Annotated in this window: 22 protein-coding genes; 13 read left to right on the forward strand and 9 right to left on the reverse strand. The window is 72.4% G+C overall.

Annotated features, from left to right (window positions below; translation table 11 throughout):
- The first annotated feature begins 16 nt into the window (after positions 1-16).
- From K8Z61_RS16860 to K8Z61_RS16870, 3 genes are all read left to right on the forward strand, one after another.
- On the forward strand, positions 17-1,201 hold the full coding sequence (locus tag K8Z61_RS16860) for a cysteine--tRNA ligase (RefSeq protein ID WP_224131234.1): 1,185 nt from the start codon (positions 17-19) through the stop codon (positions 1,199-1,201).
- Positions 1,202-1,206: 5 nt separating this feature from the next.
- Entirely contained in the window at positions 1,207-1,860 is a 654-nt protein-coding gene (locus K8Z61_RS16865; protein WP_224131235.1) for a TetR/AcrR family transcriptional regulator, read from the forward strand.
- A 105-nt stretch (positions 1,861-1,965) separates the two neighbouring features.
- A complete protein-coding gene (locus tag K8Z61_RS16870; RefSeq protein WP_224131237.1) occupies positions 1,966-3,468 on the forward strand; it encodes an NAD(P)/FAD-dependent oxidoreductase in 1,503 nt (500 codons plus the stop codon).
- A 16-nt stretch (positions 3,469-3,484) separates the two neighbouring features.
- On the opposite strand, the gene K8Z61_RS16875 is transcribed toward K8Z61_RS16870, so the two are convergent.
- Positions 3,485-4,108, reverse strand: a complete 624-nt coding sequence (locus K8Z61_RS16875; protein WP_224131238.1) for a TetR/AcrR family transcriptional regulator — start codon at positions 4,106-4,108, stop codon at positions 3,485-3,487.
- A 189-nt stretch (positions 4,109-4,297) separates the two neighbouring features.
- Here K8Z61_RS16875 and K8Z61_RS16880 point away from each other — a divergent pair, with 189 nt between their 5' ends.
- The 4 genes from K8Z61_RS16880 to K8Z61_RS16895 all read left to right on the forward strand — a co-directional run bounded on the left by K8Z61_RS16880 (position 4,298) and on the right by K8Z61_RS16895 (position 7,992).
- Positions 4,298-4,792 carry a hypothetical protein gene (locus tag K8Z61_RS16880; protein WP_224131240.1) on the forward strand — a complete coding sequence of 165 codons (495 nt, stop codon included), beginning with the start codon at positions 4,298-4,300 and terminating at the stop codon, positions 4,790-4,792.
- A gap of 77 nt (positions 4,793-4,869) precedes the next feature.
- Positions 4,870-5,892 carry an ATP-binding cassette domain-containing protein gene (locus tag K8Z61_RS16885; RefSeq protein ID WP_224131241.1) on the forward strand — a complete coding sequence of 341 codons (1,023 nt, stop codon included), beginning with the start codon at positions 4,870-4,872 and terminating at the stop codon, positions 5,890-5,892.
- Positions 5,889-6,728, forward strand: a complete 840-nt coding sequence (locus tag K8Z61_RS16890) for an ABC transporter permease (protein ID WP_224131242.1) — start codon at positions 5,889-5,891, stop codon at positions 6,726-6,728. Before K8Z61_RS16885 ends, K8Z61_RS16890 begins: the two co-directional genes overlap by 4 nt.
- A 145-nt stretch (positions 6,729-6,873) precedes the next feature.
- Positions 6,874-7,992 carry a DUF475 domain-containing protein gene (locus K8Z61_RS16895; protein WP_224131244.1) on the forward strand — a complete coding sequence of 373 codons (1,119 nt, stop codon included), beginning with the start codon at positions 6,874-6,876 and terminating at the stop codon, positions 7,990-7,992.
- Between the two features lie 51 nt (positions 7,993-8,043).
- Here K8Z61_RS16895 and K8Z61_RS16900 read toward each other — a convergent pair whose 3' ends face one another.
- Positions 8,044-8,775 carry a hemolysin III family protein gene (locus K8Z61_RS16900; RefSeq protein ID WP_224131245.1) on the reverse strand — a complete coding sequence of 244 codons (732 nt, stop codon included), beginning with the start codon at positions 8,773-8,775 and terminating at the stop codon, positions 8,044-8,046.
- Positions 8,776-8,906: 131 nt separating this feature from the next.
- On the opposite strand from K8Z61_RS16900, the gene K8Z61_RS16905 reads away from it, so the two are divergent.
- The 5 genes from K8Z61_RS16905 to K8Z61_RS16925 all read left to right on the forward strand — a co-directional run bounded on the left by K8Z61_RS16905 (position 8,907) and on the right by K8Z61_RS16925 (position 15,115).
- Positions 8,907-9,686, forward strand: coding sequence for an isoprenyl transferase (locus tag K8Z61_RS16905; protein ID WP_224131247.1), 780 nt, complete (start codon positions 8,907-8,909; stop codon positions 9,684-9,686).
- A gap of 274 nt (positions 9,687-9,960) precedes the next feature.
- The gene (locus K8Z61_RS16910; protein WP_224131249.1) at positions 9,961-11,316 is read left to right on the forward strand and encodes a PhoH family protein; all 1,356 of its coding nucleotides are present in this window, start codon (positions 9,961-9,963) and stop codon (positions 11,314-11,316) included.
- 213 nt (positions 11,317-11,529) lie between these two features.
- The gene (locus K8Z61_RS16915) at positions 11,530-12,264 is read left to right on the forward strand and encodes a lytic transglycosylase domain-containing protein (protein ID WP_224131251.1); all 735 of its coding nucleotides are present in this window, start codon (positions 11,530-11,532) and stop codon (positions 12,262-12,264) included.
- A 430-nt stretch (positions 12,265-12,694) separates the two neighbouring features.
- Positions 12,695-13,999, forward strand: coding sequence for an HNH endonuclease signature motif containing protein (locus K8Z61_RS16920; RefSeq protein ID WP_224131253.1), 1,305 nt, complete (start codon positions 12,695-12,697; stop codon positions 13,997-13,999).
- 258 nt (positions 14,000-14,257) lie between these two features.
- On the forward strand, positions 14,258-15,115 hold the full coding sequence (locus K8Z61_RS16925; RefSeq protein ID WP_224131254.1) for a PT domain-containing protein: 858 nt from the start codon (positions 14,258-14,260) through the stop codon (positions 15,113-15,115).
- Here the strand turns inward: K8Z61_RS16925 and K8Z61_RS16930 are convergent.
- From K8Z61_RS16930 to K8Z61_RS16945, 4 genes are read right to left on the reverse strand one after another with little or no spacing between them, the layout of a single operon-like run.
- Complete coding sequence (locus K8Z61_RS16930) at positions 15,060-16,412, reverse strand: class II fumarate hydratase (protein ID WP_263431274.1); 1,353 nt, start codon at positions 16,410-16,412, stop codon at positions 15,060-15,062. The two genes, K8Z61_RS16925 and K8Z61_RS16930, sit on opposite strands and share 56 nt — an antisense overlap.
- A 47-nt stretch (positions 16,413-16,459) precedes the next feature.
- Entirely contained in the window at positions 16,460-17,149 is a 690-nt protein-coding gene (locus K8Z61_RS16935) for a hypothetical protein (RefSeq protein ID WP_224131257.1), read from the reverse strand.
- Between the two features lie 9 nt (positions 17,150-17,158).
- Positions 17,159-18,856 carry a fumarate hydratase gene (locus K8Z61_RS16940; protein ID WP_224131258.1) on the reverse strand — a complete coding sequence of 566 codons (1,698 nt, stop codon included), beginning with the start codon at positions 18,854-18,856 and terminating at the stop codon, positions 17,159-17,161.
- 24 nt (positions 18,857-18,880) lie between these two features.
- Positions 18,881-19,906: a LacI family DNA-binding transcriptional regulator gene (locus K8Z61_RS16945; protein ID WP_224131259.1), complete on the reverse strand. Its 1,026-nt coding sequence runs from the start codon at positions 19,904-19,906 to the stop codon at positions 18,881-18,883.
- Between the two features lie 53 nt (positions 19,907-19,959).
- Here K8Z61_RS16945 and K8Z61_RS16950 point away from each other — a divergent pair, with 53 nt between their 5' ends.
- Positions 19,960-21,339 (forward strand): GH1 family beta-glucosidase, encoded by a 1,380-nt coding sequence (locus K8Z61_RS16950; RefSeq protein ID WP_224131260.1) that lies wholly within the window; start codon positions 19,960-19,962, stop codon positions 21,337-21,339.
- Positions 21,340-21,441: 102 nt separating this feature from the next.
- Here the strand turns inward: K8Z61_RS16950 and K8Z61_RS16955 are convergent, their stop codons facing one another.
- From K8Z61_RS16955 to K8Z61_RS16965, 3 genes are all read right to left on the reverse strand, one after another.
- Positions 21,442-22,410 carry a carbohydrate ABC transporter permease gene (locus tag K8Z61_RS16955; protein ID WP_224131261.1) on the reverse strand — a complete coding sequence of 323 codons (969 nt, stop codon included), beginning with the start codon at positions 22,408-22,410 and terminating at the stop codon, positions 21,442-21,444.
- Positions 22,407-23,369, reverse strand: coding sequence for a carbohydrate ABC transporter permease (locus K8Z61_RS16960; protein ID WP_224131262.1), 963 nt, complete (start codon positions 23,367-23,369; stop codon positions 22,407-22,409). Before K8Z61_RS16960 ends, K8Z61_RS16955 begins: the two co-directional genes overlap by 4 nt.
- Positions 23,370-23,497: 128 nt before the next feature.
- Entirely contained in the window at positions 23,498-24,877 is a 1,380-nt protein-coding gene (locus K8Z61_RS16965; protein WP_224131264.1) for an ABC transporter substrate-binding protein, read from the reverse strand.
- Positions 24,878-24,996 lie beyond the last annotated feature (119 nt).

The following is a 24,996-nucleotide window of genomic DNA, read 5'->3' on the forward strand; positions in this document are numbered from 1 at the left end:
GTGCGAGACTGCGCCCATGGCTCGTCACGTGGGACCCGGCATCACCGACGTCGCGCACCGGGTCGGCCCGCTGCCGGCGCCGCACCCCTCGCTGACCCTCGGCGGCGTCCGGCTCGCGACGGTCGGGGCGGCGCGCCTCTACGTCTGCGGCATCACCCCGTACGACGTCACGCACCTCGGGCACGCCGCGACCTTCGTCTGGGCCGACCTGGTCGCCGGGCTGCTGCGCGGCACCGGCGTCGAGGTGCGGGTGGCCCGCAACGTCACCGACGTCGACGACGTGCTGCTCGCCGCCGCTCAGGCCCGCGGTCGCCACTACGACGAGCTGGCGCTGGGCCAGGAGGCCGTCCTCGGTCAGAGCCTGCGGGCGCTGTCGGTCGCGCCCGTGCAGGCCGAGCCGCACGCGCGGCACCACCTCGACGCCGTCCAGCAGCTCGCCCAGGTGCTGCTCGACGCGGGCGCCGCCTACGAGGTCGACGGCACGGTCTGGTTCCGCGGCGGCGCGGTGGCCGTCGCGAGCGGGCTGGAGCACGACGAGGCGCTGCGGCGCTTCGCCGACCACGGCGAGGAGCCCGACCACCCGGCCAAGGAGGACCCCTTCGACGTGCCGGTCTGGCGGGCGTCGGCCCCGGGCGAGCCCGCGTGGCCGAGCCCGTGGGGCTGGGGACGTCCGGGGTGGCACGCCGAGTGCGCCGCGATGGCCCTGGAGGTGCACGGCAGCAGCGTCGAGGTGCTCGCGGGCGGCGCCGACCTGGTGTTCCCGCACCACGCCTACGTCCGCGCGATGGCCTCGAGCGCCACCGGCGTCGCCCCGTTCGCCCGCGCGAGCCTGCACGTCGGCGAGGTGCGCCTCGACGGCCGGAAGATGGCGAAGTCCACCGGCAACCTCGTGCTGGTCGACGACCTGCTCACCCGCTGCTCGCCGGCGGCGCTGCGGCTCGCGATCCTCGACCGTGCGCACGACGAGCCGTGGGACTTCGTCGAGGCCGACCTCGCGCGCGCCGAGGAGCGGCTCGCCGCGCTGTACCGGGCGGCGGCGCAGCCGGCCGCCGATCGTGGCCACCCCGTCGACGCGGGCGACCCGGGCGACCCGGTCACGCTGGTCCGCGACGAGCTCGCCGTGCCGGCCGCCCTCGACGCCGCGCTCGAGGCCGGCGGCGAGCCGGCGCGGGCGCTGATCGCCGCCCTGCGGCTGGCCTGAGCGTCGTGACCGAGGAGTCGAGCCCGGGCCGCACCTACGGCGGCCTCTCGGCGGCCGACCGGGCGGCGGAGCGCCGCCGCAGGCTGCTGGACGCCGGCCTCGACGTGTTCGGCTCCGTGGGCTACGCGGCGGCCACCGTCCGGCAGCTGTGCCGCGAGGCGCGCGTGGCCGACCGCTACTTCTACGAGGAGTTCGTCAACACCGAGGACCTCCTCCGCGCCGTCTACCTCGACTGCATGGACCGGCTGCAGGACACCGTGGTGGCGGTCGCGGCGGCGCACGAGGGCGATCTGCCCGAGCTAGCGCGCGACGGCCTCGACGCCTTCCTGGCGGTGCTCGAGCAGGACCGCCGCCTCGCCCGCGTCGTGTGGTTCGAGGTGATGGGCGTGAGCCCGCGCATCGACGCCACCTACCTGGGCCGCATGGAGGACTTCGGCGCCCTGCTCACGGGGCTGCTGCTCGAGCGCGGGCTGCTGACCGACGTGCCCGAGGGCGAGCTCGCCGTCGTCCGGCGGGCGGCCGTCGGCGGGGTCAGCCACGCGGTCGTCGCCTGGCTGCACGCGGACTTCGCCCAGCCGCGGGCCGAGGTGCTCGCCGGCCTCCAGCGGTTCCTCCGGGCGATCGCCTACGGCGCCGACGCCGCTCCCCGCCTCGGGTGACGTCGGTCTCAGAGACCCTCCGAAGCAATGCGGAATCGCTGAACATCAGATTACAGTCGGGGCGACGCCGACCGGCGTCGTCCGCGACCAGCCCGGAGCAGACCCATGGCCCAGCAGTCCCTCCCGCAGCCCGCCAGCGACGCCCGGGACGCCGCGCCCCGCCGTCACACGGTCGTCGTCATCGGCAGCGGCTTCGGCGGCCAGTGCGCGGCGATCGAGCTCGCGCGCCGCGGCATCGACGACGTCGTCCTGCTCGAGCGGCGCGACTTCATGGGCGGCACCTGGTGCCAGAACTCCTACCCGGGCGCCGCGGTCGACGTGCAGTCGCCGCTGTACTCGATCTCCTCCGAGCCCTACGCCTGGAGCCGGATGTTCGCGCAGCAGGAGGAGCTGCAGGAGTACACCGAGCACGTCATCGCCAAGCACGGCCTGCGCGAGCGCACCGTCACCGGCGCGAACGTCACCGAGGTGCGGTGGGTCGAGGACGGCTGGGAGATCCGCACCGAGGCCGCCGGCACGTTCCACGCCCAGTTCCTGATCAACGCCTCGGGCCCGCTGTCGACGCCCGTCGTCCCGCCCTTCCCCGGACGCGAGGACTTCCAGGGCGCCGCGTTCCACACCAACGACTGGCACCACGACGTCGACCTGCGGGGCAAGCGGGTCGCGATCGTCGGCTCCGGCGCGAGCGCCGCCCAGGTGATCCCGGCCATCCAGCCCGACGTCGCCGAGCTGCACGTCTTCCAGCGCAGCCCGCACTGGGTGCTGCCGCGTCCCGACCGCGTCTTCACCCCGCTCCAGCGGCGCCTGCTCGGCGTCCGGCCCCTGCACAAGGCGCTGCGCACCGCCATCTACTGGTCGCTGGAGACCCGCGTCATCGGCTTCAAGTACTCCGAGGCGATGCTGAAGAAGGTCGCCCAGGACAAGGCGCTGAAGCACATCGAGCGGCAGATCGCCGACCCCGAGCTGCGCCGCAAGGTGACGCCGGACTACACGATCGGCTGCAAGCGGATCATCCTCTCCGACACCCTCTACCCGGCGCTCGCGGCCGAGAACACCACGCTGCACGACCGCTCCGACGGCATCGACCACCTCGACGCCACCGGCATCGTCACCGCCTCGGGCGAGCACCTCGACCTCGACGTCGTCGTCTGGTCGACCGGCTACGACGCCACCGACGGCGTCATCTCCTACCCGGTCGTCGGTCGCGACGGCACGACGCTCGCCGACTTCTGGAGCGAGTTCCCGCGCGCCTACCTGGGCACCACGGCCCCGGGCTTCCCGAACCTGTTCGTCGTCACCGGCCCGAACACCGGCATCGGCCACACCAGCGCGATCTTCGTCATCGAGGCGCAGCTGCAGTACATCGTCAGGGCCATCGACGAGGTCCGGCGGCGGCGGGTGACCAGCATCGAGGTGACGCCCGAGGCCGAGGACGCCTACACCGCCATGGTGCACCGCGAGATGGAGCGCACGGTGTGGAAGAAGGGCGGCTGCTCGTCGTGGTACCAGTCGAGGAGCGGGCACGTCATCGCGATGTTCCCGGGCTTCTCGTTCACCTTCCGCCGGCTGGCGGCGCGGTTCCGCCCCGAGCACCACGCCTTCGGCTGAGCCGCCGACGCGGACCTCAGGTCGGGGTGGCGGTGACGCGCTCGGCCTGCACCGCGCCGAGCGCGAGCCCGGCGTAGGTCTCGGCGATCTCCTCGGGGGAGAGCGGGCCGCTGGGGTCGAACCAGGCGACGATCGAGCTGCCCATGCTCATCACGGCCCGCGCGGCCAGCAGGGCGTCCGCGGTGCGGAAGTCGCCGGCGTCGACCCCGGCCAGGACGACGTCGGCGAGGCGGCGCTCGATGCCCTCGCGGGTGGCCACCACGTGGTCGAGGTGCGCGCCCTCGAGGCTGCGCAGCTCGCTGGAGCCGATGAGCGCGTCGTCGCGGTGCACGGCGTGGAACAGCGCCCACGCGTGGACGGTCGCCTGCAGGCGGGCGGGCGGGTCGCTCGCGGCGCCGGCCAGGGCCTCGTCGACCATCGTGGACGCCTGCGCGAGCGCGCCGTCCATCAGCGCCGCCAGCACCGCCTGCTTGCTGGCGAAGTGGTGGTAGAGCGCCGCGGAGGTCATGCCGGCCCGTGCCGCGATGTCGCGGATGCTGGTGCCGTGGTAGCCGCGCTCGGCCATGCAGGAGCGGGCCGCGCGCAGCACGACCGCTCGTCCGTCGGTGCGCCGTCGGTCGGTGCGGCCCGTGTCGCTCACTGCTGCTCCTGACCCGATGCCCGCCGAGACCGGCGGGAAGCCCCACCTTGACCGCTGGGGCTCGGGGCGTCCACTCCACAGGGGTGAGCACGGCCGTCTACCCACCGATCGTGCCGTCGGCACCACCCGTGCGGGCGATCTCGTCGGGTCGGCGCGGCGTCGCCGGGCGCGATGCCGCACAGTGGGGGCATGGCCGTCCTCCCGCACGAGCACTCCGCCGACGCCCCGGTGACGCTGCGTCCCGGCACGACCGTCGGCCTGCTGCTCGACCTCGTGCTCGTCGGCGTGTACCTGGCCGGTGCCCTCGCCGTCGCCCGCGACGGCGAGCGGTTCTGGCCCGCGCTCGGGGCGATGGCCCTGGCCGGAGCAGCCTGGACGGTCCTGCGGGCCGGCGTGGTCGTGGCCACCTCGCGCGGTCGGCACGCGCAGGACCGCCGGGCCCGGGCCGCGCGGCGCGCTCGGCTCCTGCTCGCGGGCGCGATCGGCGCGGGGGTGCTGGCGACGCTGGTGGCGACGCTCACCGGCGAGGCCTCCCTCGGTGACGGCGTGGGCTGGTCGCTGGTCGGCGGGCTCGCCGTGCTGGTCGGCGTGGCCGTCGCGTCGGTGGGCCTGGTGCTCGTGGGCGTCGTCGGCGGTCTGCTGTGGAGCGCCCTGCGCGGCGGCCGGAGCCCCCTGGCCGGCTGATGCGGGCTGTCGGTGGACGGCCCTAGGGTTCCTCTGACCCCACCCGCCACCGTCCGGAAGGCAGACCGGAGCCCCCCATGAGCGACATGATCCGAGCCCGCGGGCTCGTCAAGCGGTTCAAGCAGGTCGAGGCCCTCGCCGGGCTCGACCTCGACGTGCCCGAGGGCACCGTCCTGGCCCTCCTCGGGCCCAACGGCGCCGGCAAGACCACCGCCGTGCGCTGCCTGACCACCTTGCTGCGTCCCGACGCCGGCACCGCGACGGTCGCGGGCGTCGACGTGCTGGCCGACCCCGACGGCGTGCGGGCGCGCATCGGCCTCTCGGGCCAGTACGCCGCGGTCGACGAGCACCTCACCGGCTTCGAGAACCTCGAGATGGTCGGCCGGCTCTACGGTCTCGGTCGGGCGCGCTCGAAGGCACGCGCCCGCGAGCTGCTCGAGCGGTTCGGGCTCGCCGACGCCGGCGACCGGCCGTCGAAGACCTACTCCGGCGGCATGCGCCGTCGCCTCGACCTCGCGGGCGCCCTGGTCGCCGCGCCGCCGGTGCTGGTGCTCGACGAGCCCACCACCGGCCTCGACCCCGCCAGCCGGCTGCAGATGTGGGACGTCATCCGCGACCTCGTCGCGTCCGGCTCCACCCTGCTGCTCACCACGCAGTACCTCGAGGAGGCCGACCGGCTCGCCGACGACATCGTCGTCATCGACCACGGTCGGGCCATCGCCCGCGGCACCGCCGACGAGCTCAAGGCGCAGACCGGCGGGGAGCGCATCGAGGTCGTCCTCGCCGACCCGGCCGACAGCGCGGGCGTGCAGCGGGTGCTGGCCGAGGTCGCGACCGGCCAGGTCGGCGTCGAGTCGGGCGGTCGCGAGCTCACCGCGGCGGTCGACGGCGGCGTCGCGTCGCTCGCCCGGGTGCTGTCCGCCCTCGAGGCCGACGGCGTCGCGGTGCTCGACGTCGGGCTGCGACGCCCGACCCTCGACGACGTCTTCCTCACGCTCACCGGCTCGCACACCGGCTCCGACGTCCGCCCCGACGCACGCCACGACGCACGCCCCGACACCGCCGCCACCGACGCGTCCTCCGAGGAGGTCCCGGCATGACCACCGCAGCCCCCGACACCCCGATCGTCCGTCGTGGCGGTCCGGCCCGCGCCCTCTCCGACGGCTGGGTCGTCGCCAAGCGCAACCTGATCAAGATCAAGCGCGTGCCCGAGATCCTGGTCTTCGTGCTGATCAGCCCGATCATGTTCGTGCTGCTCTTCGCCTTCGTCTTCGGCGGCGCGATCGACCCCGGCGGCTCGGTGAACTACCGGGAGTTCCTGATCGCGGGCATCTTCGCCCAGACCGTCGTCTTCGGCGCCACGTTCACCGGCGCGGGGCTCGCCGAGGACCTCCAGAAGGGCATCATCGACCGCTTCCGGTCGCTGCCGATGTCCCCGGCCGCGGTGCTCGTCGGTCGCACGACCTCCGACGTCGTCTACAACGTCCTCTCGCTGGTCATCATGGCGCTCACCGGTCTGCTCGTCGGCTGGCGCATCCGCGAGGGCGTCGTCGACGCGCTGCTCGGGTTCGGCCTGCTGCTGCTGTTCGCCTACGCGGTCAGCTGGGTCATGGGCTTCGTCGGGCTGATCGTGCCGAGCGTCGAGGTCATCAACAACGCCTCGTTCATCGTGATCATGCCGTTGACGTTCCTCTCCAACGCGTTCGTGCCGCTGGGCAGCTTCGACGGCGTGCTGCGCTGGCTCGTGCTCTGGAACCCGGTCAGCGCGCTCACGCAGGCCAGCCGGCAGCACTTCGGCAACCTCGGCGGCATGCCGGTCGACCCCGCATGGTCGATGCAGCACCCGTCGCTCTACACGCTGATCTGGGTGGTCGGCATCCTCGTGGTCTTCGTGCCGCTGTCGGTGCGCACCTACCGTCGCTCCGCCGGACGCTGACGTCGGGGCGCCGCTCGCCGCCCCCCCGCACGAGCGGGTGGGGCGGCGTCGTCGCTCAGTAGGCTGACGGGCGCCCCGTCAGGGGCCAGCCGCCCGGTCCGAGCCCGCTCGGTCGAGTGGCGCGACCCCCATCAGAGAGCACCTCATGATCCTGCGCACCTTCGGCTGGGCCTTCCTCACGACGATCGTCGGCCTGATCGTCGCCCTCCTCTACGGCGGGCCGACCGGCCTGGCGATCGCCGCCATCCTGATCGTGCTCGAGGTGTCGCTGTCCTTCGACAACGCCGTCGTCAACGCCCGCGTGCTCGAGCGGATGTCGCCGTTCTGGCAGAAGATCTTCCTCAGCGTCGGCATCATCATCGCGGTCTTCGGCATGCGCCTGCTGTTCCCGCTGGTCGTCGTCGGCGTCACCGCCGGCCTCTCGCCCGCTCGCGCCTGGCAGCTGGCGCTGGAGAAGGGCGACCCGGAGACCCCGGGCACCTACGGCTACCTGCTCAACGAGGCGCACCCGTCGATCGCGGCCTTCGGCGGCATGTTCCTGCTGATGATCTTCCTCAGCTTCGTGCTCGACCCCGAGAAGGACGTCCACTGGCTGCGTCCGATCGAGCCGGTGCTCTCCCGCGTCGGCCGCCTCGACGGGGCCGGGCTGCTGATCGCGCTGCTCGCCCTGGCCGGCTTCGCGCTCGGCTTCCCCGACCACGCCGAGCAGGTGCTGCTCTCCGGCGTCATCGGCCTGATCACGTTCCTGGTGGTGCACGGCCTCGGCGAGCTGTTCAGCGAGGGCCTCGAGGCCGATCTCGACGAGCTCGAGCACGAGGACGCCTCGGCGCGGGGCGCCGGCGGGGCGCAGGTCGCGATGGCCACGGGCCGGGCGGCGTTCTTCCTGTTCCTCTACCTCGAGGTGCTCGACGCGAGCTTCAGCTTCGACGGCGTCATCGGCGCGTTCGCGATCACCTCCGACCCGATCGTCATCGCGCTGGGGCTCGGCGTGGGCGCGTTCTACGTCCGCTCGCTGACGGTCTACCTCGTGCGTCAGGGCACGCTCGACGACTACATCTACCTCGAGCACGGGGCCAACTGGGCCATCGGCGCGCTCGCGGTGATGCTGCTGATCACCGTCGAGCACGAGATCCCGGAGGTCGTCACCGGGCTGGTGGGGGTCGGCTTCATCACGGTGGCGTTCCTGTGGAGCGTGCGGCACAACCGCCGGCACGCCGACGACGAGGCCGACGAGCCCGACCACGTGGTCGCGACGCGCGGCTGAGCGTCGCCGCGCGCGGGTCCGCCGTGCGTCAGATCCGCACGGACGCGGTCGTCACCGCAGGGCGTAGGTGGCCAGCGAGACGCCCACGTAGTGCGTGACGAACGCCAGGATCGTGAAGGTGTGGAAGACCTCGTGGAAGCCGAACCAGCGCGGCCACGGGTTGGGGCGCTTGAAGCCGTAGACGATGCCGCCGAGGGTGTAGAGCCCGCCCCCGGTGACGATGAGCACGAAGACCGCGATGCCGACGCCGGTGCCGAGCCGGGTGGCGCCGTCGAGGAAGTCGGGGATGAAGAACACCGCGGCCCAGCCCAGCGCGATGTAGATCGGCGTGTAGAGCCAGCGGGGGGCGTCGGTCCAGAAGATGCGGAACCCGACGCCCAGGATCGCGCCGCTCCACACGACGCTGAGCAGCGTGACGCGCGCGGCGCCGTCGAGCAGGATCAGCGCGAACGGCGTGTAGCTGCCCGCGATGAGCAGGAAGATGTTCGAGTGGTCGAAGCGGCGCAGGAACGCCCAGGTGCGCGGCGACCAGGTGCCCGTGTGGTAGATCGCCGAGACCGTGAACAGCACCAGGCCCGAGGCGACGAACAGGGTCGAGCCGATGCGCGTCATCGCGTTCGGCGACAGCACGATGAGCACGATGCCCGCGGCGAGGGTCAGTGGCGCGATGCCGAGATGCAGCCACCCGCGCAGGCGGGGCTTCACGTCGGCGACGACCTCGTGCACCGTCTCGGCGACGGCGTCCAGACGCGAGCGGACGGCATCGGGCAGGGAGTTGCTCATGCGACGACGGTACCCGTTCGGGGGGAGCCAGGGAGCGAGACGGGAGCAGGGCCACAGGCCGGGCGCGACGCGGTTCACGTCCTGGTCGCGGGAGTTATCCCCGTCGGCCACGAGGTCGTAGCCTGACGCCCGTGGCGGACTGGCGACGAGGCGTGCGACGGGTGCTCTACCCGGCGTACGAGGCCCGTCTGCTGCGCAAGCTGCCCGAGAGCTCCACGCTGCCGCGGCACGTCGGCGTCATGCTCGACGGCAACCGCCGCTGGGCCCGCGCCGTCGGCCGCGACACCGCGCACGGGCACCGGGCCGGCGCCGCGAACATCGAGCCGCTGCTCGGCTGGTGCGACGAGGTCGGCATCGAGGTCGTCACGCTCTGGCTGCTCTCCACCGACAACCTCAACCGACCCGCGTCCGAGCTCGAGCCGCTGCTGGAGATCATCGCCGAGGCGGTCGACTCGCTGGCCGACACCGGCAAGTGGCGGCTGCACCCGGTGGGCGCGCTCGACCTGCTGCCGGCCGCGACCGTCGAGCGGCTGAAGGCCGCCGAGGAGGCCACCCGCGACAACCCGGGCATGCTCGTCAACATCGCCGTCGGCTACGGCGGTCGACGCGAGATCGCCGACGCCGTCCGCTCGCTGCTCGCCGAGCACGCCACCCGCGGCACCAGCCTCGAGGAGCTCGCCGCGACCCTCGACGTCGAGCACATCTCCGAGCACCTCTACACCAAGGGCCAGCCCGACCCCGACCTCGTCATCCGCACCTCGGGGGAGCAGCGGCTCGGCGGGTTCCTGCTCTGGCAGAGCGCGAAGTCGGAGTTCTACTTCTGCGAGGCCTACTGGCCCGACTTCCGGCGGGTCGACTTCCTCCGCGCCATCCGCGCCTACGCCCAGCGCGAGCGCCGGCACGGCATCTGACGCGTCGCCGCCCGTTCACACGAGCGTCACACGCCGGAGCGGCGTGTCACCGAAGACGTGCGCCTGCGCGGCGTAGCGTCGCCGGCATCGACGGGTGGGGAAGCCCGTCGCACCTGGAGGCCCGAAGTTGTCCACCCACGACTGCATCCACGCCGGCCCGGTGCCGTGCGCGGACGCCGGCCGGCACTCCGGCCGTCGGGCACCCTCCCGGTCCACTCGAGAGCAGTAGGCCGGCGGGGAGTGCGCGCGCCGGTCGGTGAGGGGTTGACCTGACATGGCGACGTCCCAGAAGAGCGGCCGGAAGGCTCCTGCGCGAGCCGAGACCCCCGCGGGTCCGGTGCGCACCTACGTGCTCGACACCAGCGTCCTGCTCGCCGATCCCGGTGCGCTGCGCCGGTTCGCCGAGCACGAGGTGGTGCTGCCGGTGGTCGTGATCACCGAGCTCGAGGGCAAGCGGCACCACCCCGAGCTCGGCTACTTCGCCCGCTCGGCGCTGCGCGCGCTCGACGACCTGCGGGTCGCGTTCGGCCGTCTCGACGAGCCGATCCCCGTCACCGACGAGGGCGGCACGCTGCGCGTCGAGCTCAACCACACCGACCCCTCCACGCTGCCGTCGGGCTTCCGGCTCGGCGACAACGACACCCGCATCCTCGCGGTCGCGCACAACCTGGCGTCCGAGGGCGCGGACGTCACGCTGGTCTCCAAGGACCTGCCGCTGCGGATCAAGGCGTCGGCCGTCGGCCTCGACGCCCAGGAGTACCGCGGCGAGACCACCGGCGACTCCGACACCGGCTACTCCGGCATGGCCGAGCTGGAGGTCGCGGCCACCGAGCTCGACGAGCTGTACGACGACGGGGTGCTCGATCTCGCGGAGGCCCGCGACCTGCCCTGCCACCAGGGGCTCGTGCTGCTCTCCGAGCGCGGCACGGCGCTGGGCCGCGTGGGCGCGGACAAGCAGGTGCACCTGGTGCGCGGCGACCGCGACGCGTTCGGCCTGCACGGCCGCTCCGCGGAGCAGCGCATCGCGCTGGAGATGCTCCTCGACCCCGAGGTCGGCATCGTCTCCCTCGGCGGACGCGCCGGCACCGGCAAGTCCGCCCTCGCGCTGTGCGCGGGTCTCGAGGCGACGCTCGAGCGGGGCCAGCACAAGAAGGTCGTCGTGTTCCGGCCCCTGTACGCCGTGGGCGGCCAGGAGCTCGGCTACCTGCCCGGCTCGGAGGCGGAGAAGATGTCGCCCTGGGCGCAGGCCGTCTTCGACACCCTCGGGGCGATCACCAGCCCGGAGGTCATCGAGGAGGTCCTCGCGCGCGGCCTGCTCGAGGTGCTCCCGCTGACGCACATCCGCGGCCGCTCGCTGCACGACGCCTTCGTGATCGTCGACGAGGCGCAGTCGCTGGAGCGCAACGTCCTGCTGACCGTCCTCTCGCGGATCGGCGCGAACTCCAAGGTGGTGCTGACGCACGACGTCGCCCAGCGCGACAACCTGCGCGTCGGGCGTCACGACGGCGTCGTCGCGGTGATCGAGCGGCTCAAGGGCCACCCGCTGTTCGCGCACGTGACGCTCACGCGCTCCGAGCGCAGCCCGATCGCGGCGCTGGTGACCGAGATGCTGGAGAACGTCGTGCTTTGAGCCGAGCTGTCCGCTCGTGCACGGGCCCCGCGCGTCGGTGACGCGTGGGGCCCGTGTGACGTGCGGGCGCCAGGATGCCCCTGACAGGTTCCTGACAAACCCGAGGTTCGGTTTGCATGCCCTCACCTCGTCATGCATGGTGGGCCGAGCCGTTTCCCGGCCAGGTGCCACGAGCGCCGTCGTCCCCCGCCGTCTCACGTGAGTTAATCCGACTTGTCGAAGCACGCGAAGTACGTCCCGAGGCACCGCGCCCCCGCCACCCCGTCCCGCATCGCCCAGGTCCCGGCCAAGGCCGTCCGCACCACGCTGGTGCTGTCGTCGGTCGCCGTCACGGGTGCCACCGTCGCCGGTGGTGTGATCGCCTCGGGCGGCGCCGCCACTCCCGCCGCGGCCGAGCTCAGCACGGCCAGCCCGACCCTGTCGGCTGCGGCCCGCGAGGCCGTGGCCGCGGACGTCGCCGACCGCGGCACGTCGCTCTCGCGCAGCGGCGACCGCTCGGAGGCCCCGTCCCGCGTCGCCGCCCGCCCGGCCGTCCCCGCGTCGCGCGCTGCGAAGCGGGTCGCCGCGGCCGCCCCGGTAGCCGCCAAGGCCGCTGCGCTGTCGCAGGCCTCCGGCCGCGCGGTGACGCGGACGGTGAACATCACGCCCAGCGACCCGCGCGACATCGCGCGCGGCATGCTCGGCGACTTCGGCTTCGGCGACGACCAGTTCTCCTGCCTCGACTCGCTGTGGACGCGCGAGTCGGGCTGGCGCGTGAACGCCGACAACCCCTCGTCGTCCGCCTACGGCATCCCGCAGGCCCTGCCGGGCGCGAAGATGGCCTCCGCCGGCGCCGACTGGGCCACGAACCCCGCCACGCAGATCCGCTGGGGTCTCGGGTACATCCAGGACCGTTACGGCAGCCCCTGCGGCGCCTGGGCGCACAGCCAGAGCAACGGCTGGTATTGACCCCTGCCGGCCCGCCGGTGGTCGAGCGGGCTCCGGTGGTCGAGCGCGGCTCCGGTGGTCGAGTTTGTCGAGACCCCCGCACCCCCGGTGGTCGAGCTTGTCGAGACCCCCGCACCCGACGCGGTGGTCGAGCCTCCGCCGGTGGTCGAGCGCGGCCGGTGGTCGAGCTTGTCGAGACCCCCGCACTCGCATGCTGACGGTGACGTGTGGCGGATCAGCAGGCTGTCGGCTCACTGCTCGTCGGTGGTCTCCGTAGCGGTCATGGCACTCGGTGGTCGCTCGCCGTCTCGGTACAGCGGGTGTTCCCCTTGCGCCGCTGCCGGCTCCGCCGCTGGTCTCTTTCAGTTGTCTATGGCTGAGGTTCCGAAAACCTGGTCTGATCTGGGGATATCCACTTCAGTTCGAACGTGTGTTCGCATAGAATCAGGCTATGCCCCCTCGGACCCCACGGCTGCTGCGCGACAGCGACGCGTTGCGCGCGGCGATGGCCGCGCGGGCTGCTGCCGAGCAGGCGGAGCGCGAGGTGTTCGTCGCCGCCGCTGATTGGGCGATCGCCCATGTCGCGGGGGCCGACGACGTGGCGGGGTATGTGATCGACACCGGGATGATGCTTCCCCTGGCTGGACCTGGTGCGCCGGAGGTGCAGGAGCATGCGGTCACGGAGTTCATCACCGCGCTCGGGATGACCCAGCAGGCCGGGTCGTTCTACGTCGGCCACGCTCTCGAGGCGTGTGTGCGGCTGCCGCGGGTGTGGTCTCGCCTCGTGAAGGGCGAGCTGGCGGTGTGGCAGGTCCGCCGGATCACCGAGGACACCATCCCCCTCTCCGCCGAGGCCGCTGATCTGGTCGATGCCCGGATCGCCGCCTACGCCCACAATGTGTCCCGGAATCAGATCAGCAGCATCTGCCGGGTGGCGCAGGAGCACACGGACCCCGGGGACGCGGTCCTGCGGAAGGCCCGGGAGGCCGAGCACCGGTGCTTCGAGGTGTGGATGGGGCAGGCCGGCTTCGACGGCACCATCGACATCAGCGGCCGCCTCGACCAGCCCGACGCCGCCGACCTCGAACGCGCCATCGCAGCCCTCGCCGAGCAGCTCAAGAAGGCCGGCTCCCAGGAGACCCTGAACGTCCGCCGAGCGAAGGCCGCGGGGATGCTCGCCCGTGGGGAGCAGGTGCTTCCGCTCGAGACCGGCGAGACCCCCACCGGGAACACTCCGAGCCGGTCGCGGCACCTGACGCTGTACATCCACCTCTCCGTCGACGCGGTCACCGGAGCCCTCGGGGACGTCGCCCGTTCGGAGGCGTCACGGTCGCCGCTCGGGATCGACGTCATCAAGGCGTGGTGCCAGGCCGCCGGCACCACCGTCACCGTCCGACCGATCCTCGACCTGGCGGCCGAGCGGTACTCAGACGCGTACGAGGTGCCGGATCTGATGCGCGAGCAGATCATCCTGCGCGACCACACCTGCGTCTTCCCGTATTGCCGACGGCCGGCCAGGTCCTGCGACGCCGACCACGTCCAGTCCTACGAGTCCGGCGGCCCGACAGCGTCGTCCAATCTCGCGCCGCTGTGCAGGAAGCACCACCGCCACAAGACCCACGACGGCTGGCGTTACAAGCCAGCCGGACCCGACCAACCCGGGGTCTACCTGTGGCGGTCACCGAACGGCGTCCGCTTCCGACGCGACCGTCACGGCACGACCCTCACGGTGGTCGAAGCTGACCCCGGCGGTTGAGCTTGTCGAAACCCCGGGTCTCGACAAGCTCGACCACCGACAGCCAGCTCGCCCACCGCACGCACCGCCCACAGCCCGACACCACCCGGTGATCGGGCTACGGGTGCGCCCGGAGGTGCTTGGACGCCGCAGTGCGTCCGTCGGTTCCCTTGGTGATCGAGCCCTCCAGACCAGGTGGAATCGACTCCTCGGCCGCCCTAGCGTCACGCGTGGCGGCGCCGGGGGAGCGCAGCCGGTCACCCGAGGAGAGGACCCGTCATGATCCGTCGCACCCTGCCCGGCGGGAGGCGGCGAGCGCTGGCCTCGGCGGCTGCCGTGGCGCTGACGCCGCTCGCCCTGGTCGTCACCTCCGCGGGAGTCGCCGTCGCAGACGTGGGGAGCGGCCCGTCCGCGGTCAGCACGGGTGCACCCGGTGCGACCGGTGACGCGCCGGACGAGCCGCCGCCGACCGACGCGACGATCGAGCCGGGCCCCGTGCCGGATCCCGGGCCGAGCGCGGATCCCGTCCCGATCGACTGCGACGGCTACGACGGCTCCGCCGGCGGCGGCGTCCCCGGGGTGTCCGACGGCTCCGACGGGTCGGAGGGCTCCGACGGCTCGGGCTCGGCGAGTGCCGGCGAGTCGGGTGACGATCCCGTCCCGAGTCCGCCCGACCTCGAGCCCGGGAAGCCCGACGTCGCGCCGCGGGACGCGAGTGAGCCGATCTCGGCCGCGGTCACCGGCGATCCGGACGCTGCGGGCGATCCCGGCGACGAGCCGACAGCGGACCCGACGGACGAGCCCACGGACAAGCCGACGGATGACCCGACGGACGACCCGACGGACGGCTCGACGCCGATCGCGTGCCCGGTCGCGGTCATGGGCACGGCCGGGGCTGCGGGAGCCGGAGGCGTGGCCGACCAGGAGAGCGAGGTCGGCGACGCCCGGACGACAGCCGACCGGTCGGCCGTGGCGCCGGAGGAGCGGGCGCTGCCCAGCACGGGCGCGAGCCGCGGCCTGCAGACGACCTCGGCGTCGCTGCTGGCGGCGTCGGGAGCGCTGCTGGTGGTGGCCGCGCGGATCAGGGGTGCGTCATGGACGCGACGTCGAGCGCGGCATCGAGGGTCTCGAGGCTGATCTCGCCCCGCTCGACGTACCCGAGCGCGAGCACGGTCTCGCGGATCGTGGCGCCGTCGGCGAGCGCCTTCTTCGCGATCGCCGCGGCCGCCTCGTACCCGAGGTGCCGGTTGAGCGGCGTGACGATCGAGGGCGACGACTCCGCGTAGGCCCGCATGCGCTCGGGGTTCGGCGTGATGCCGTCGATGCAGCGGTGCGCGAGCAGCGGCGCCGCGGCGGCAAGCAGGCGGATCGACTCCAGCAGGTTGCGGGCGATCACCGGCATCGCGACGTTGAGCTCGAAGCTGCCCGACGCGCCGGCCAGCGTGACGGCGGCGTCGTTGCCGACGACCTGCGCGCACACCATCAGCGTCGCCTCGGGGAGCACCGGGTTCACCTTGCCCGGCATGATGCTCGAGCCGGGCTGCAGGTCGGGCAGGTGGATCTCGGCGAGCCCGGTGGTCGGGCCGGACGACATCCAGCGCAGGTCGTTGCAGATCTTCGTCAGGCCGACGGCGATCGTCCGCAGCACGCCGGAGAGCTCGACGAGGGAGTCGCGCGTGCCCTGGGCCTCGAAGTGGTCGCGCGCCTCGGTGAACGGCTGACCGGTCGCCTCGCCGAGCGCGGCGATCACCGCCGGCGCGAACCCGGCGGGGGTGTTGATGCCGGTGCCGACGGCGGTGCCGCCCAGCGGCAGCTCGCGCACCCGCGGCAGCACGGAGTCGAGCCGCTCCACCGCGTAGCGCACCGTGGCGGCGTAGCCGCCGAGCTCCTGGCCCAGCGTCACCGGCGTGGCGTCCATGAGGTGGGTGCGCCCGGCCTTGACCAGGTCGGCGAACTCGGCGGACTTCGCCTCCAGCGACGCCGCCAGCTCGCGCAGCGCGGGCTGCAGGTGCTCGACGACGCCCACGGCGGCCGCCACGTGGATGGCGGTCGGGAAGGTGTCGTTGGACGACTGGCTGGCGTTGACGTGGTCGTTGGGGTGCACCTCGACGCCCGACCGTGCGGCGAGCGTCGCGATCACCTCGTTGGCGTTCATGTTCGAGCTGGTGCCCGAGCCGGTCTGGAAGACGTCGATCGGGAACGCGTCGTCGTGCTCGCCGGCGGCGACGGATCGCGCGGCGGCCACGATCGCCTCGGACTGCGTCTCGTCCAGCACGCCGAGCGCGGCGTTGACCCGCGCGGCGGCGGCCTTGACCTGGCCGATCGCGTGGATCAGGCCCGGCTCGATCGGGGTGCCGCTGATCGGGAAGTTCTCCACCGCGCGCTGGGTCTGCGCCCGCCACAGCGCGTCGCGGGGCACCCGGACGTCCCCCATGCTGTCGTGCTCGATGCGGAAGGCGTCCTCGTGCGCGGGCTCGGTGGTCACGCTCGCGACGCTACCCGCGCGAGGTACAGCCAGTACTGCTCCTTCCGGGTGCCCAGGACGACGTCGTGGGCCTGCTCCTCGACGGCCGCGACGCCGTCGAACGCCGTGGTCATGGCCTCCAGCAGGGCGGGCGCGCGGTCGGCCGACCAGATCGCCAGGACGCCGCCGGGCCGCACGACCGGCACGATCGAGCCGAGGAACGGCGTGCCGTACAGCGCGGCGTTCGCGTCGTGCACGAGGTAGCCGGGGCCGTTGTCGACGTCGAGCAGCACCAGGTCGTAGGACGCGGCGTCCGCCGCCCGCAGCACCGCCGCGACGTCGTCGACGACCACCCGCACGCGGGGCGCGTCAAGCAGCGCCGGGCCGTGCGGCACGGTGCCGTCACGCAGCCAGCCGACCAGCGCCGGCTCGATCTCGACGACCGTGCACCGCGCGACCCGCGCGTCGGCCAGCACCTCGTCGAGGGTGGACCCGAGACCCAGCCCGCCGACCAGCACCTCCGACGGGGCCGTGCACTGGGCCAGCGCGCCCCGCGCGAGCTCGCGCTCGGTGGAGGTCTCGACGGTGTCCATGACGAACACGCCGTTGGCCCGCAGCTCCAGGGCGCCGTCCGAGCGCCGACTCAGCACCAGCTCGCCGCGCTCCGAGGAGGCGCGGGCGATCTCGCCGCCGGCTGCGCCGCTCACCCCGGCGACCTACGACTGCGCCGAGCGCACCCGCAGCCCCGTGATCGGCACGGTGACGCTGCCGGACGGGTCGGTGAAGAAGTCGTTGCCCTGGTCGTCGACGACGATGAACGCCGGGAAGTCCTCGACCTCGATCCTCCAGACCGCCTCCATGCCGAGCTCGGGGTACTCGATGACCTCCTGGCTCTTGATGCAGTCCTGGGCCAGGCGGGCGGCCGGCCCGCCGATCGAGCCGAGGTAGAAGCCGCCGTGCGCGGCGCACGCGTCGGTGACCTGCTTGGAGCGGTTGCCCTTGGCGAGCATCACCATCGAGCCGCCGGCGGCCTGGAACTGCTCGACGTAGGAGTCCATGCGGCCGGCGGTCGTCGGGCCGAAGGAGCCGGACGCCATGCCCTCGGGGGTCTTGGCCGGACCGGCGTAGTAGACGGGGTGGTCCTTGAGGTAGTCGGGCATCGGCTCGCCGGCGTCGAGGCGCTCCTTGATCTTGGCGTGCGCGATGTCGCGCGCCACGACGAGCGGGCCGGTCAGCGAGAGCCGCGTCTTGACCGGGTGCCTGCGCAGCTCGGCCAGGATGTCGGCCATCGGCTGGTTGAGGTCGATCGCGACGACCTCGCCGCCCGCGATGTCCTCGGCCACCCCGGCGTCCGGCATGTACTGGGCGGGGTCCGTCTCGAGCTGCTCGAGGAAGACGCCCTCGGGGGTGATCTTGCCCAGCGCCTGCCGGTCGGCCGAGCACGAGACCGCGATCGCGACGGGGCACGACGCGCCGTGCCGCGGCAGCCGGACGACGCGCACGTCGTGGCAGAAGTACTTGCCGCCGAACTGCGCGCCGATGCCGAAGGACTGGGTGAGCTCGAAGACCTTCTCCTCCAGCTCGACGTCGCGGAAGCCGTGGGCGCTCATCGAGCCCTCGGTGGGCAGCGCGTCGAGGTAGTGCGCGGAGGCGTACTTGGCGGTCTTGAGCGCGAACTCGGCGCTCGTGCCGCCGATGACGATCGCCAGGTGGTACGGCGGGCAGGCCGCGGTGCCGAGCGAGCGGATCTTCTCGTCGAGGAACTGCAGCAGCCGCTCGGGGTTGAGCACCGCCTTGGTCTCCTGGAAGAGGAACGACTTGTTCGCCGAGCCGCCGCCCTTGGCCATGAAGAGGAACTTGTACTCCGGCTTCCCCGAGGTGTGCGGGGTGGAGTACAGCTCGATCTGCGCCGGCAGGTTGGTGCCGGTGTTCTTCTCCTCGTACGTCGTGAGCGGCGCGAGCTGGGAGTAGCGCAGGTTGAGCCGGGTGTACGCGTCGTAGACGCCGCGGCTGATCCACTCGCCGTCGTCGACGCCCGTCAGCACGCCCTCGGACTTCTTGCCCATGACGATCGCGGTGCCGGTGTCCTGGCACATCGGCAGCACGCCGCCGGCGGAGATGTTGACGTTCTTCAGCAGGTCGAGCGCGACGAAGCGGTCGTTGCCGGACGCCTCGGGGTCGTCGATGATCCGACGCAGCTGGGCGAGGTGGGCGGGCCGGAGGAAGTGGCTGATGTCGTGCATCGCCTCGGCCGTGAGCCGCTGGATCGCCTCGGGCGCGACCTGGAGGAAGGTCCGGCCGCCGACCTCGACGGTGGAGACGCCCTCGGTGGTGATCAGCCGGTACGGCGTCTCGTCCGGGCCCGTGGGCAGGAGGTCGGAGTAGCGGAACTCGGGGCCGGTCGCACTGGTCACGAGCCGTGATCGTATCGGTCCGGCTCAGCGCCGCGGGGGAGCGGTCGAACCGCGCTCGACCAGCCGGAAGTCGACGAGCCGCGCGGTGTCCTCGAGCGTCTCGCCCGCGAGGAGGCGCAGGGTCATCTCCCCGGCGATCCGCGCCTGCTCGGCGGCCTGCTGGTCGACCGTCGTCAGGTCGAAGACCTCGGCCAGCGGGTTGCCGTCGACGCCGATGAGCGAGACGTCCTCCGGCACGCGCAGGCCGCGGCGCACCAGCTCGCGGTACGCGCTCACGGCGATGTCGTCGGAGTAGCAGAAGACGGCGGTGGGCGGCTCCGGGTCGTCGAGCAGCCGCGCCATCCCGCGGGCCCCGGCGTGCACGCCGTAGGCCTCGGTGACGACGAACGGCTCGCCGAGCCCGTGGGCGGCCATCACCTCGGCGTAGCCCTGCCCGCGGTGCAGGTCGCTGGTCCAGTGCGCGCCCTCGGTGTCGCTGGTGCGGATCATCGCGATGCGGGTGTGCCCCAGGGCGACGAGATGCTCGACGGCGCACCGCGCGATCGCGACGTCGTCGACCTCGACGTGCGGGTAGTCGCGCAGGCGCGAGCCCGCCACCACGACGTGCACGCCGATCAGCTCCAGCCGCTGCTCCTCCTCGGCCTCCAGCGGCAGCGAGACCAGGACGACGGCGTCGGCCTTGCGTCGCGTCGGCAGCTCGCGGAAGAACCGGCTGCGCTGCTCGCGTCCCTCGACCTGGAAGAGCAGGACGTCGCGCTCGCCGCCGCGGACGGTCGACTCGATGGCGGCCATCATCGTGCTCGAGAACCACGAGTCGAGCTGCGGGACGACGACCGCGACCCGGCCGGTCGCGCCGCCGGAGAGGCTCGAGGCCGCGGGGGAGACCACATAGGAGAGCTCGTCGGCGGCGGCGAGCACCTTGTCGCGGGTGCGCGGGCTGACGCCGGCCACGCCGCGCAGCGCGCGCGACACGGTCGCGATCGAGACGCCGGCCCGGCGGGCGACGTCCTCCATGTTCACCTCGGGCGGGGGCGTGCGGGTGGTGGTCATGCCGCCGCCTCGGTGACGCGCGGGCCGTCGGCGCCGCCCACTAGGTTGGTGACATGGGTCACCCTCTGACGTCCGGCCGGCTCGCGCTCGGCACCGCCTCCGCCGCCTTCCAGATCGAGGGCGCCAGCGATCGCGACGGTCGCGGCGAGTCGATCTGGGACGTCTTCTGCCGTCGTCCCGGGGCGATCCGCGACGGCGGCGACGGCGTCCGCGCCTGCGAGTCCTACGACCGGCTCGACGACGACGTCGCGCTCGTGGCCGGCCTCGGCGCGCAGTGGTACCGCTTCTCGATCGCGTGGCCCCGCGTCGTCCCCGAGGGCACCGGTCGCGTCGAGGCGCGCGGTCTCGACTACTACGACCGGCTGGTCGACGCCCTGCTCGCCGCCGGCGTGCAGCCCACCGCGACGCTCTACCACTGGGACCTGCCCCAGCCGCTGGAGGACGCCGGCGGCTGGCTCTCCCGCGACACCGCGGTCGCGTTCGCCGAGTACGGCGCGCTCGTGCACGCGCGCCTCGGCGACCGCGTGCGTCTGTGGGCCTCGCACAACGAGCCATGGTGTGCGGCCTACCTGGGCTACGCGGCCGGCGTCCACGCGCCGGGACGCCGCGAGGGCGGTCGGGCGCACGTCGCGGCCCACCACCTCAACCTCGGCCACGGGCTGCTGCGCCAGGCGCTGCCCGACGCCGTGGGGCTGGGCATCGTGCACAACCTGGCCCCGGTCTGGGCCGAGGGCGAGGAGTCGCGCGACGTGGCCGACCGAGTCGACGCGATCCGCAACCGCGTGTGGCTCGACCCGCTCGTCGACGGTGCCTACGACGACGTGCTGCTCGACGTCGCGCCGGTGCTCGCCGACCCGGCGGTCGTGCGCGACGGCGACCTCGAGCTGATCCGCGGCTCGGCCGACTGGCTCGGCGTCAACTACTACACGCCGGTGCGTCCGGCCGCCTCCGCGGCCGGCGGTGCGGCCCGGCCGGCGCACACCGAGGGCGAGGCCTACCCCGGCGCCGGGGAGCTGGACCTCGTCGTCCGCGAGCCGCGCACCGACATCGGCTGGGAGATCGACGCCAGCGGACTCGAGGAGCTGCTCGTCGAGACCCACCGGCGCACCGGCCTGCCGCTGGTGGTCACCGAGAACGGCGCGGCCTGCGCCGACGACGCGATCGACGCCGACGGCGTGGTCGACGACCAGGACCGCATCGCCTACCTGCGCGACCACCTCGCCGCCACCCGGCGCGCGGTCGAGGCCGGCGCCGACGTGCGCGGCTACCTGGTCTGGACCCTCATGGACAACTTCGAGTGGGCCGAGGGCTACACGAAGACCTTCGGCCTGGTGCGCGTCGATCGTGGTCATGACGAGCTGCCGCGGGTGCCCAAGGCGTCCTACCGGTGGTTCGCCGAGGAGATCGCTCGGTCGACCGACGGGCAGGGCTGAGAGCGCGGCGTCCTCCTCTCGGAAGGCGACGGGTCAGGAGGGGTCGCTCGCGCCGGCCCGTCCCCCAGGCAGGGAGGGACGGGCCGGCGCGGCTCGTGGGGGTCAGCCCTTGACGCTGCCCGCGAGCAGGCCGCGGACGAAGAACCGCTGCAGGCTGAGGAACACGATCAGCGGGATCACCAGCGAGACGAACGCGCCGGCCGAGAGCACCTGCCAGTCCTCGCCGCGGGTGCCGGCAAGCGACCCGAGCCAGTAGGTCAGCGGGGCGATGTCGGACTGGCCGCCGGCGAAGACCAGCGCCACCAGCAGGTCGTTCCAGACCCAGAGGAACTGGAAGATGCCGAACGCGGCGATCGCCGGCGTCATGAGCGGCAGCATGATGCGGGTGAAGATCTGCACGTGGCCCGCGCCGTCGACCCGCGCCGACTCGACGAGCTCGCCGGGGATCTCCCGCATGAAGTTGTGCATCAGGAAGACCGCCAGCGGCAGCGCGAAGATCGTGTGCGAGAGCCAGATCGTGTAGAAGCCGCCGCCCGGGGCGCCCTCGCCGGCCAGCTTCGGCAGCCACTCGGGCGGCCGGGTGTAGAGGCGCAGCAGCGGGATGAGCGTCACCTGGATCGGTACGATCTGCAGCGCGAAGACCGCCACGAAGAGGGTGTCGCGGCCCTTGAAGTCCATCCACGCGAACGCGTAGGCGGCCAGCACCGCGAGCGTGATCGGGATGATCACCGCCGGGAGGGTGATCACGATCGTGTTCACCAGGAACCGCGGCAGGTCGCTGTCGGGGTCGGTGAAGATCGTCCGGTAGTTCTCCAGCGAGAACGACGGGTTGGTGAAGATGTTCCACCACCCGTTGCCCTTGACGTCGGCCTCGGGCCGGAAGCTGGAGACGAAGAGGCCGAAGGTGGGGATCGTCCAGAGGACGGCGATCACGATGGCGGCCGCCGAGGCGAGCCGCGAGCTCAGGCCGCTGCGCGCCGCGCTGGCGGCCGAGCGCGGGGGCGCGGTGCCCTCGGGCGGCGTCGGGCTCTCGAGCAGGCCCGGGGTGACGGCGGGGGTGCTGGTGCTCATCGTGCCTCCAGGCGGCGCATCTGACGGATGTTGTAGATGACGATCGGGCTGACGAGGACGAAGATCAGCGTCGCCAGGGCCGCGCCGAGCGCCGGGTTCAGGGTGCGGAAGGACTGCACGTAGAACTCGTAGGCCAGCACCTTCGTGCCGAACTGGCCGCCGGTCGCGCTGCGCACGATGTCGAAGACCTTCAGGGTGCTGATGCTGATCGTGGTGAGCACGACGATCAGCGAGGGTCGGATGCTCGGCACCGTGATGTGGCGGAAGAGCTGCAGGCCGCTCACGCCGTCGAGCCGGGCGGCCTCGATGATGTCCTCGGGGATCGCCTTGATCGACGCCGAGAGGATCGTCATCGCGAAGCCGGCCTGCACCCAGATCAGGATGACGATGAGGAACAGCGTGTTCCACGGCTCCTCGAGGAGGAAGTTGTAGGTCGGCAGCCCGACGGCCTTCAGGATGCCGTTGAGCAGGCCGATCTGCTCCTGCGAGCTGTCCTTGTAGGCGTAGACGAACTTCCAGATGATCGAGGCGCCGACCAGCGAGATCGCCATGGGCAGGAAGATCAGCGCCTTGGCGAACCTCTCGAAGCGCGAGCGGTCGACCAGGACGGCGTAGATCAGCCCGACGGCCGTCGACACCGCCGGGACGAGCACCACCCACAGCGCGGTGTTGCGCAGGGTCTGCAGCTGGTCGGCGTTGGTGAAGATCTTCTCGTAGTTCGCGAACCCGACCCAGGCCGAGTCGGCGTTGTTGCGGAACGACAGGTAGATCGTCTTGACCGCCGGGTAGAGCAGTCCGACAGCGATGAGCAGCAGGGTCGGGGCGAGGAAGGCGGCGGCCTGCACCCGCTCGCCGGCGCGGGAGCGGAGTCGCTGCGTGAGCAGCAGGATCACCGCCATCACGCCGAAGAACAGCACGATGGCGATCGCCATCTGCACGAGCTTCTCGGACGTGGTCATGAGTCACCTCTCGGAGGACGGGGGAGCCGAGCGAGGTGCCGGCCGGGTCGGTGAGGACCCGACCGGCACCTCGAGGTCGGTGCGCGGGCGTCAGCAGGCGCCCGCGCCCGGAGGGAGCGCCTGAGGGATCAGGACGGCCAGGAGGCCTCGATCTTCTTGAGCGCGTCGGTGGTCGACTCGCCGGTGATCCAGTTCGTCATCTCGCTCCAGAAGGTGCCGGCGCCGACGGCGGCGGGCATCTGGTCGGAGCCGTCGAAGCGGAAGACCGCGTCCGGGTTCTGCAGGGTCTCGGCCGACAGCTTGTCGATCGGGCTCGTCAGGTTGTCGATCTTCAGGCCCTTGTTGGCGCTGACCCAGCCGCCGTCCGGGGTGGCCTTGGCCTTCTCGTTGGCCCACACGTCCGAGGACAGGTAGGTCTGGAACGCCTGCACCTCGGGACGGTCGGAGAACGCCGCGACGAACTCGCCGCCGCCGAGCACCGGCTGGCCGAACTGGTCGTTGGTGGTGGGCAGGTAGAAGGCGAAGACGTCGCCGTCCTCGGCGACCTTGGTGCCCTTCGGCCACTGCGCGGCGTAGAACGACGCCTGGCGGTGCAGGGCGCACTTGCCCTTGGTGATGGGCAGACCGCCCTCCTGGAACGACGTGGTGGCGATCGACTTCACGTCGCCGATGCCGCCGTTGACGTACTTGTCGTTCTTGAGGATGTTGCCGACGCGGTCGAGGGCCTCGGCGACCTTCGGGTCGTTGAACGGGATCTCGTGGTTGACCCACTGGTTGTAGACGTCCGGGCCGGCGTCACGCAGCAGGGCGTCCTCGAGCCAGTCGGTGACGACCCAGCCGGTGGCCTCGCCGGACTCGATGCCCGCGCACCACGGCTTGATGCCGGTGGCCGCGATCTTGTCGCTGAGCGCGATCATGTCGTCCCAGGTCTTCGGCACCTCCCAGCCGTTGTCCTTGAACATCTTCGGGGAGTACCAGACGAACGACTTCACGTTCGCGCCCAGCGGCGCGGCGTAGAGCTTGTCGTCGACGGTGCCGTAGGAGCGCCAGTCGGGACCGAACCACTTGTCGACGTTGTCGGAGACCGGCTTCGGGGCCTCCTTGACGTAGCCGCCCTGGACGAGCGACTTCAGCAGACCGGGCTGCGGGATGTAGGCGATGTCGGGCAGGTTGCCGCCCTGGGCGCGCACCTGCAGCTGCGCCTCGAACTCCTGCGAGCCCTCGTACTTCACGGTGGCTCCGGTGCAGTCCTCGAACACCTTGTAGGAGTTCTTCTGCGCGGTGGCCTCGGGCTCGACGATCGAGGTGTAGACGCTGACCGACTTGCCGGTGAGGTCGCCGAACTGCTCGAGCTGGGCGCACTCGGCCTTGCCCTTGCCCGGGGACGTGCCGCCCGCGCTCTGGGCGTCGTTGCTGCTGCTGTCCGAGCCGCAGCCGACGAGGCCGAGGCCCGTGACCGCGAGCACCGCGACGCTGGCGGCCAGACGTCGGGACAGGGATGTCTTCATCCGCTCTTTCCTCTCTGAAAGATCCGGCCCGTGGGGTTCCGACTCGACGCGGGATGGGGGCCGACGTGACGTGGGTCACGGGCTATGCAAACGTTTGCAACGCGTCGCGTCAAGGGCCG

Origin of the sequence: Nocardioides sp. TRM66260-LWL (genome assembly GCF_020075545.1) — a bacterium.
Taxonomy (GTDB): Bacteria; Actinomycetota; Actinomycetes; order Propionibacteriales; family Nocardioidaceae; genus Nocardioides.

Bases quoted from the DNA above. Each gene is read 5' to 3' on its own strand.
- K8Z61_RS16860 (WP_224131234.1), top strand. From the start codon at position 17: ATGGCTCGTCACGTGGGACCCGGCATCACCGACGTCGCGCACCGGGTC.
- K8Z61_RS16870 (WP_224131237.1), top strand. From the start codon at position 1,966: ATGGCCCAGCAGTCCCTCCCGCAGCCCGCCAGCGACGCCCGGGACGCC.
- K8Z61_RS16880 (WP_224131240.1), top strand. From the start codon at position 4,298: ATGGCCGTCCTCCCGCACGAGCACTCCGCCGACGCCCCGGTGACGCTG.
- K8Z61_RS16885 (WP_224131241.1), top strand. From the start codon at position 4,870: ATGAGCGACATGATCCGAGCCCGCGGGCTCGTCAAGCGGTTCAAGCAG.
- K8Z61_RS16890 (WP_224131242.1), top strand. From the start codon at position 5,889: ATGACCACCGCAGCCCCCGACACCCCGATCGTCCGTCGTGGCGGTCCG.
- K8Z61_RS16895 (WP_224131244.1), top strand. From the start codon at position 6,874: ATGATCCTGCGCACCTTCGGCTGGGCCTTCCTCACGACGATCGTCGGC.
- K8Z61_RS16900 (WP_224131245.1), bottom strand. From the start codon at position 8,775: ATGAGCAACTCCCTGCCCGATGCCGTCCGCTCGCGTCTGGACGCCGTC.
- K8Z61_RS16910 (WP_224131249.1), top strand. From the start codon at position 9,961: ATGGCGACGTCCCAGAAGAGCGGCCGGAAGGCTCCTGCGCGAGCCGAG.
- K8Z61_RS16920 (WP_224131253.1), top strand. From the start codon at position 12,695: ATGCCCCCTCGGACCCCACGGCTGCTGCGCGACAGCGACGCGTTGCGC.
- K8Z61_RS16925 (WP_224131254.1), top strand. From the start codon at position 14,258: ATGATCCGTCGCACCCTGCCCGGCGGGAGGCGGCGAGCGCTGGCCTCG.
- K8Z61_RS16930 (WP_263431274.1), bottom strand. From the start codon at position 16,412: ATGGGGGACGTCCGGGTGCCCCGCGACGCGCTGTGGCGGGCGCAGACC.
- K8Z61_RS16945 (WP_224131259.1), bottom strand. From the start codon at position 19,906: ATGACCACCACCCGCACGCCCCCGCCCGAGGTGAACATGGAGGACGTC.
- K8Z61_RS16950 (WP_224131260.1), top strand. From the start codon at position 19,960: ATGGGTCACCCTCTGACGTCCGGCCGGCTCGCGCTCGGCACCGCCTCC.
- K8Z61_RS16955 (WP_224131261.1), bottom strand. From the start codon at position 22,410: ATGAGCACCAGCACCCCCGCCGTCACCCCGGGCCTGCTCGAGAGCCCG.
- K8Z61_RS16960 (WP_224131262.1), bottom strand. From the start codon at position 23,369: ATGACCACGTCCGAGAAGCTCGTGCAGATGGCGATCGCCATCGTGCTG.
- K8Z61_RS16965 (WP_224131264.1), bottom strand. From the start codon at position 24,877: ATGAAGACATCCCTGTCCCGACGTCTGGCCGCCAGCGTCGCGGTGCTC.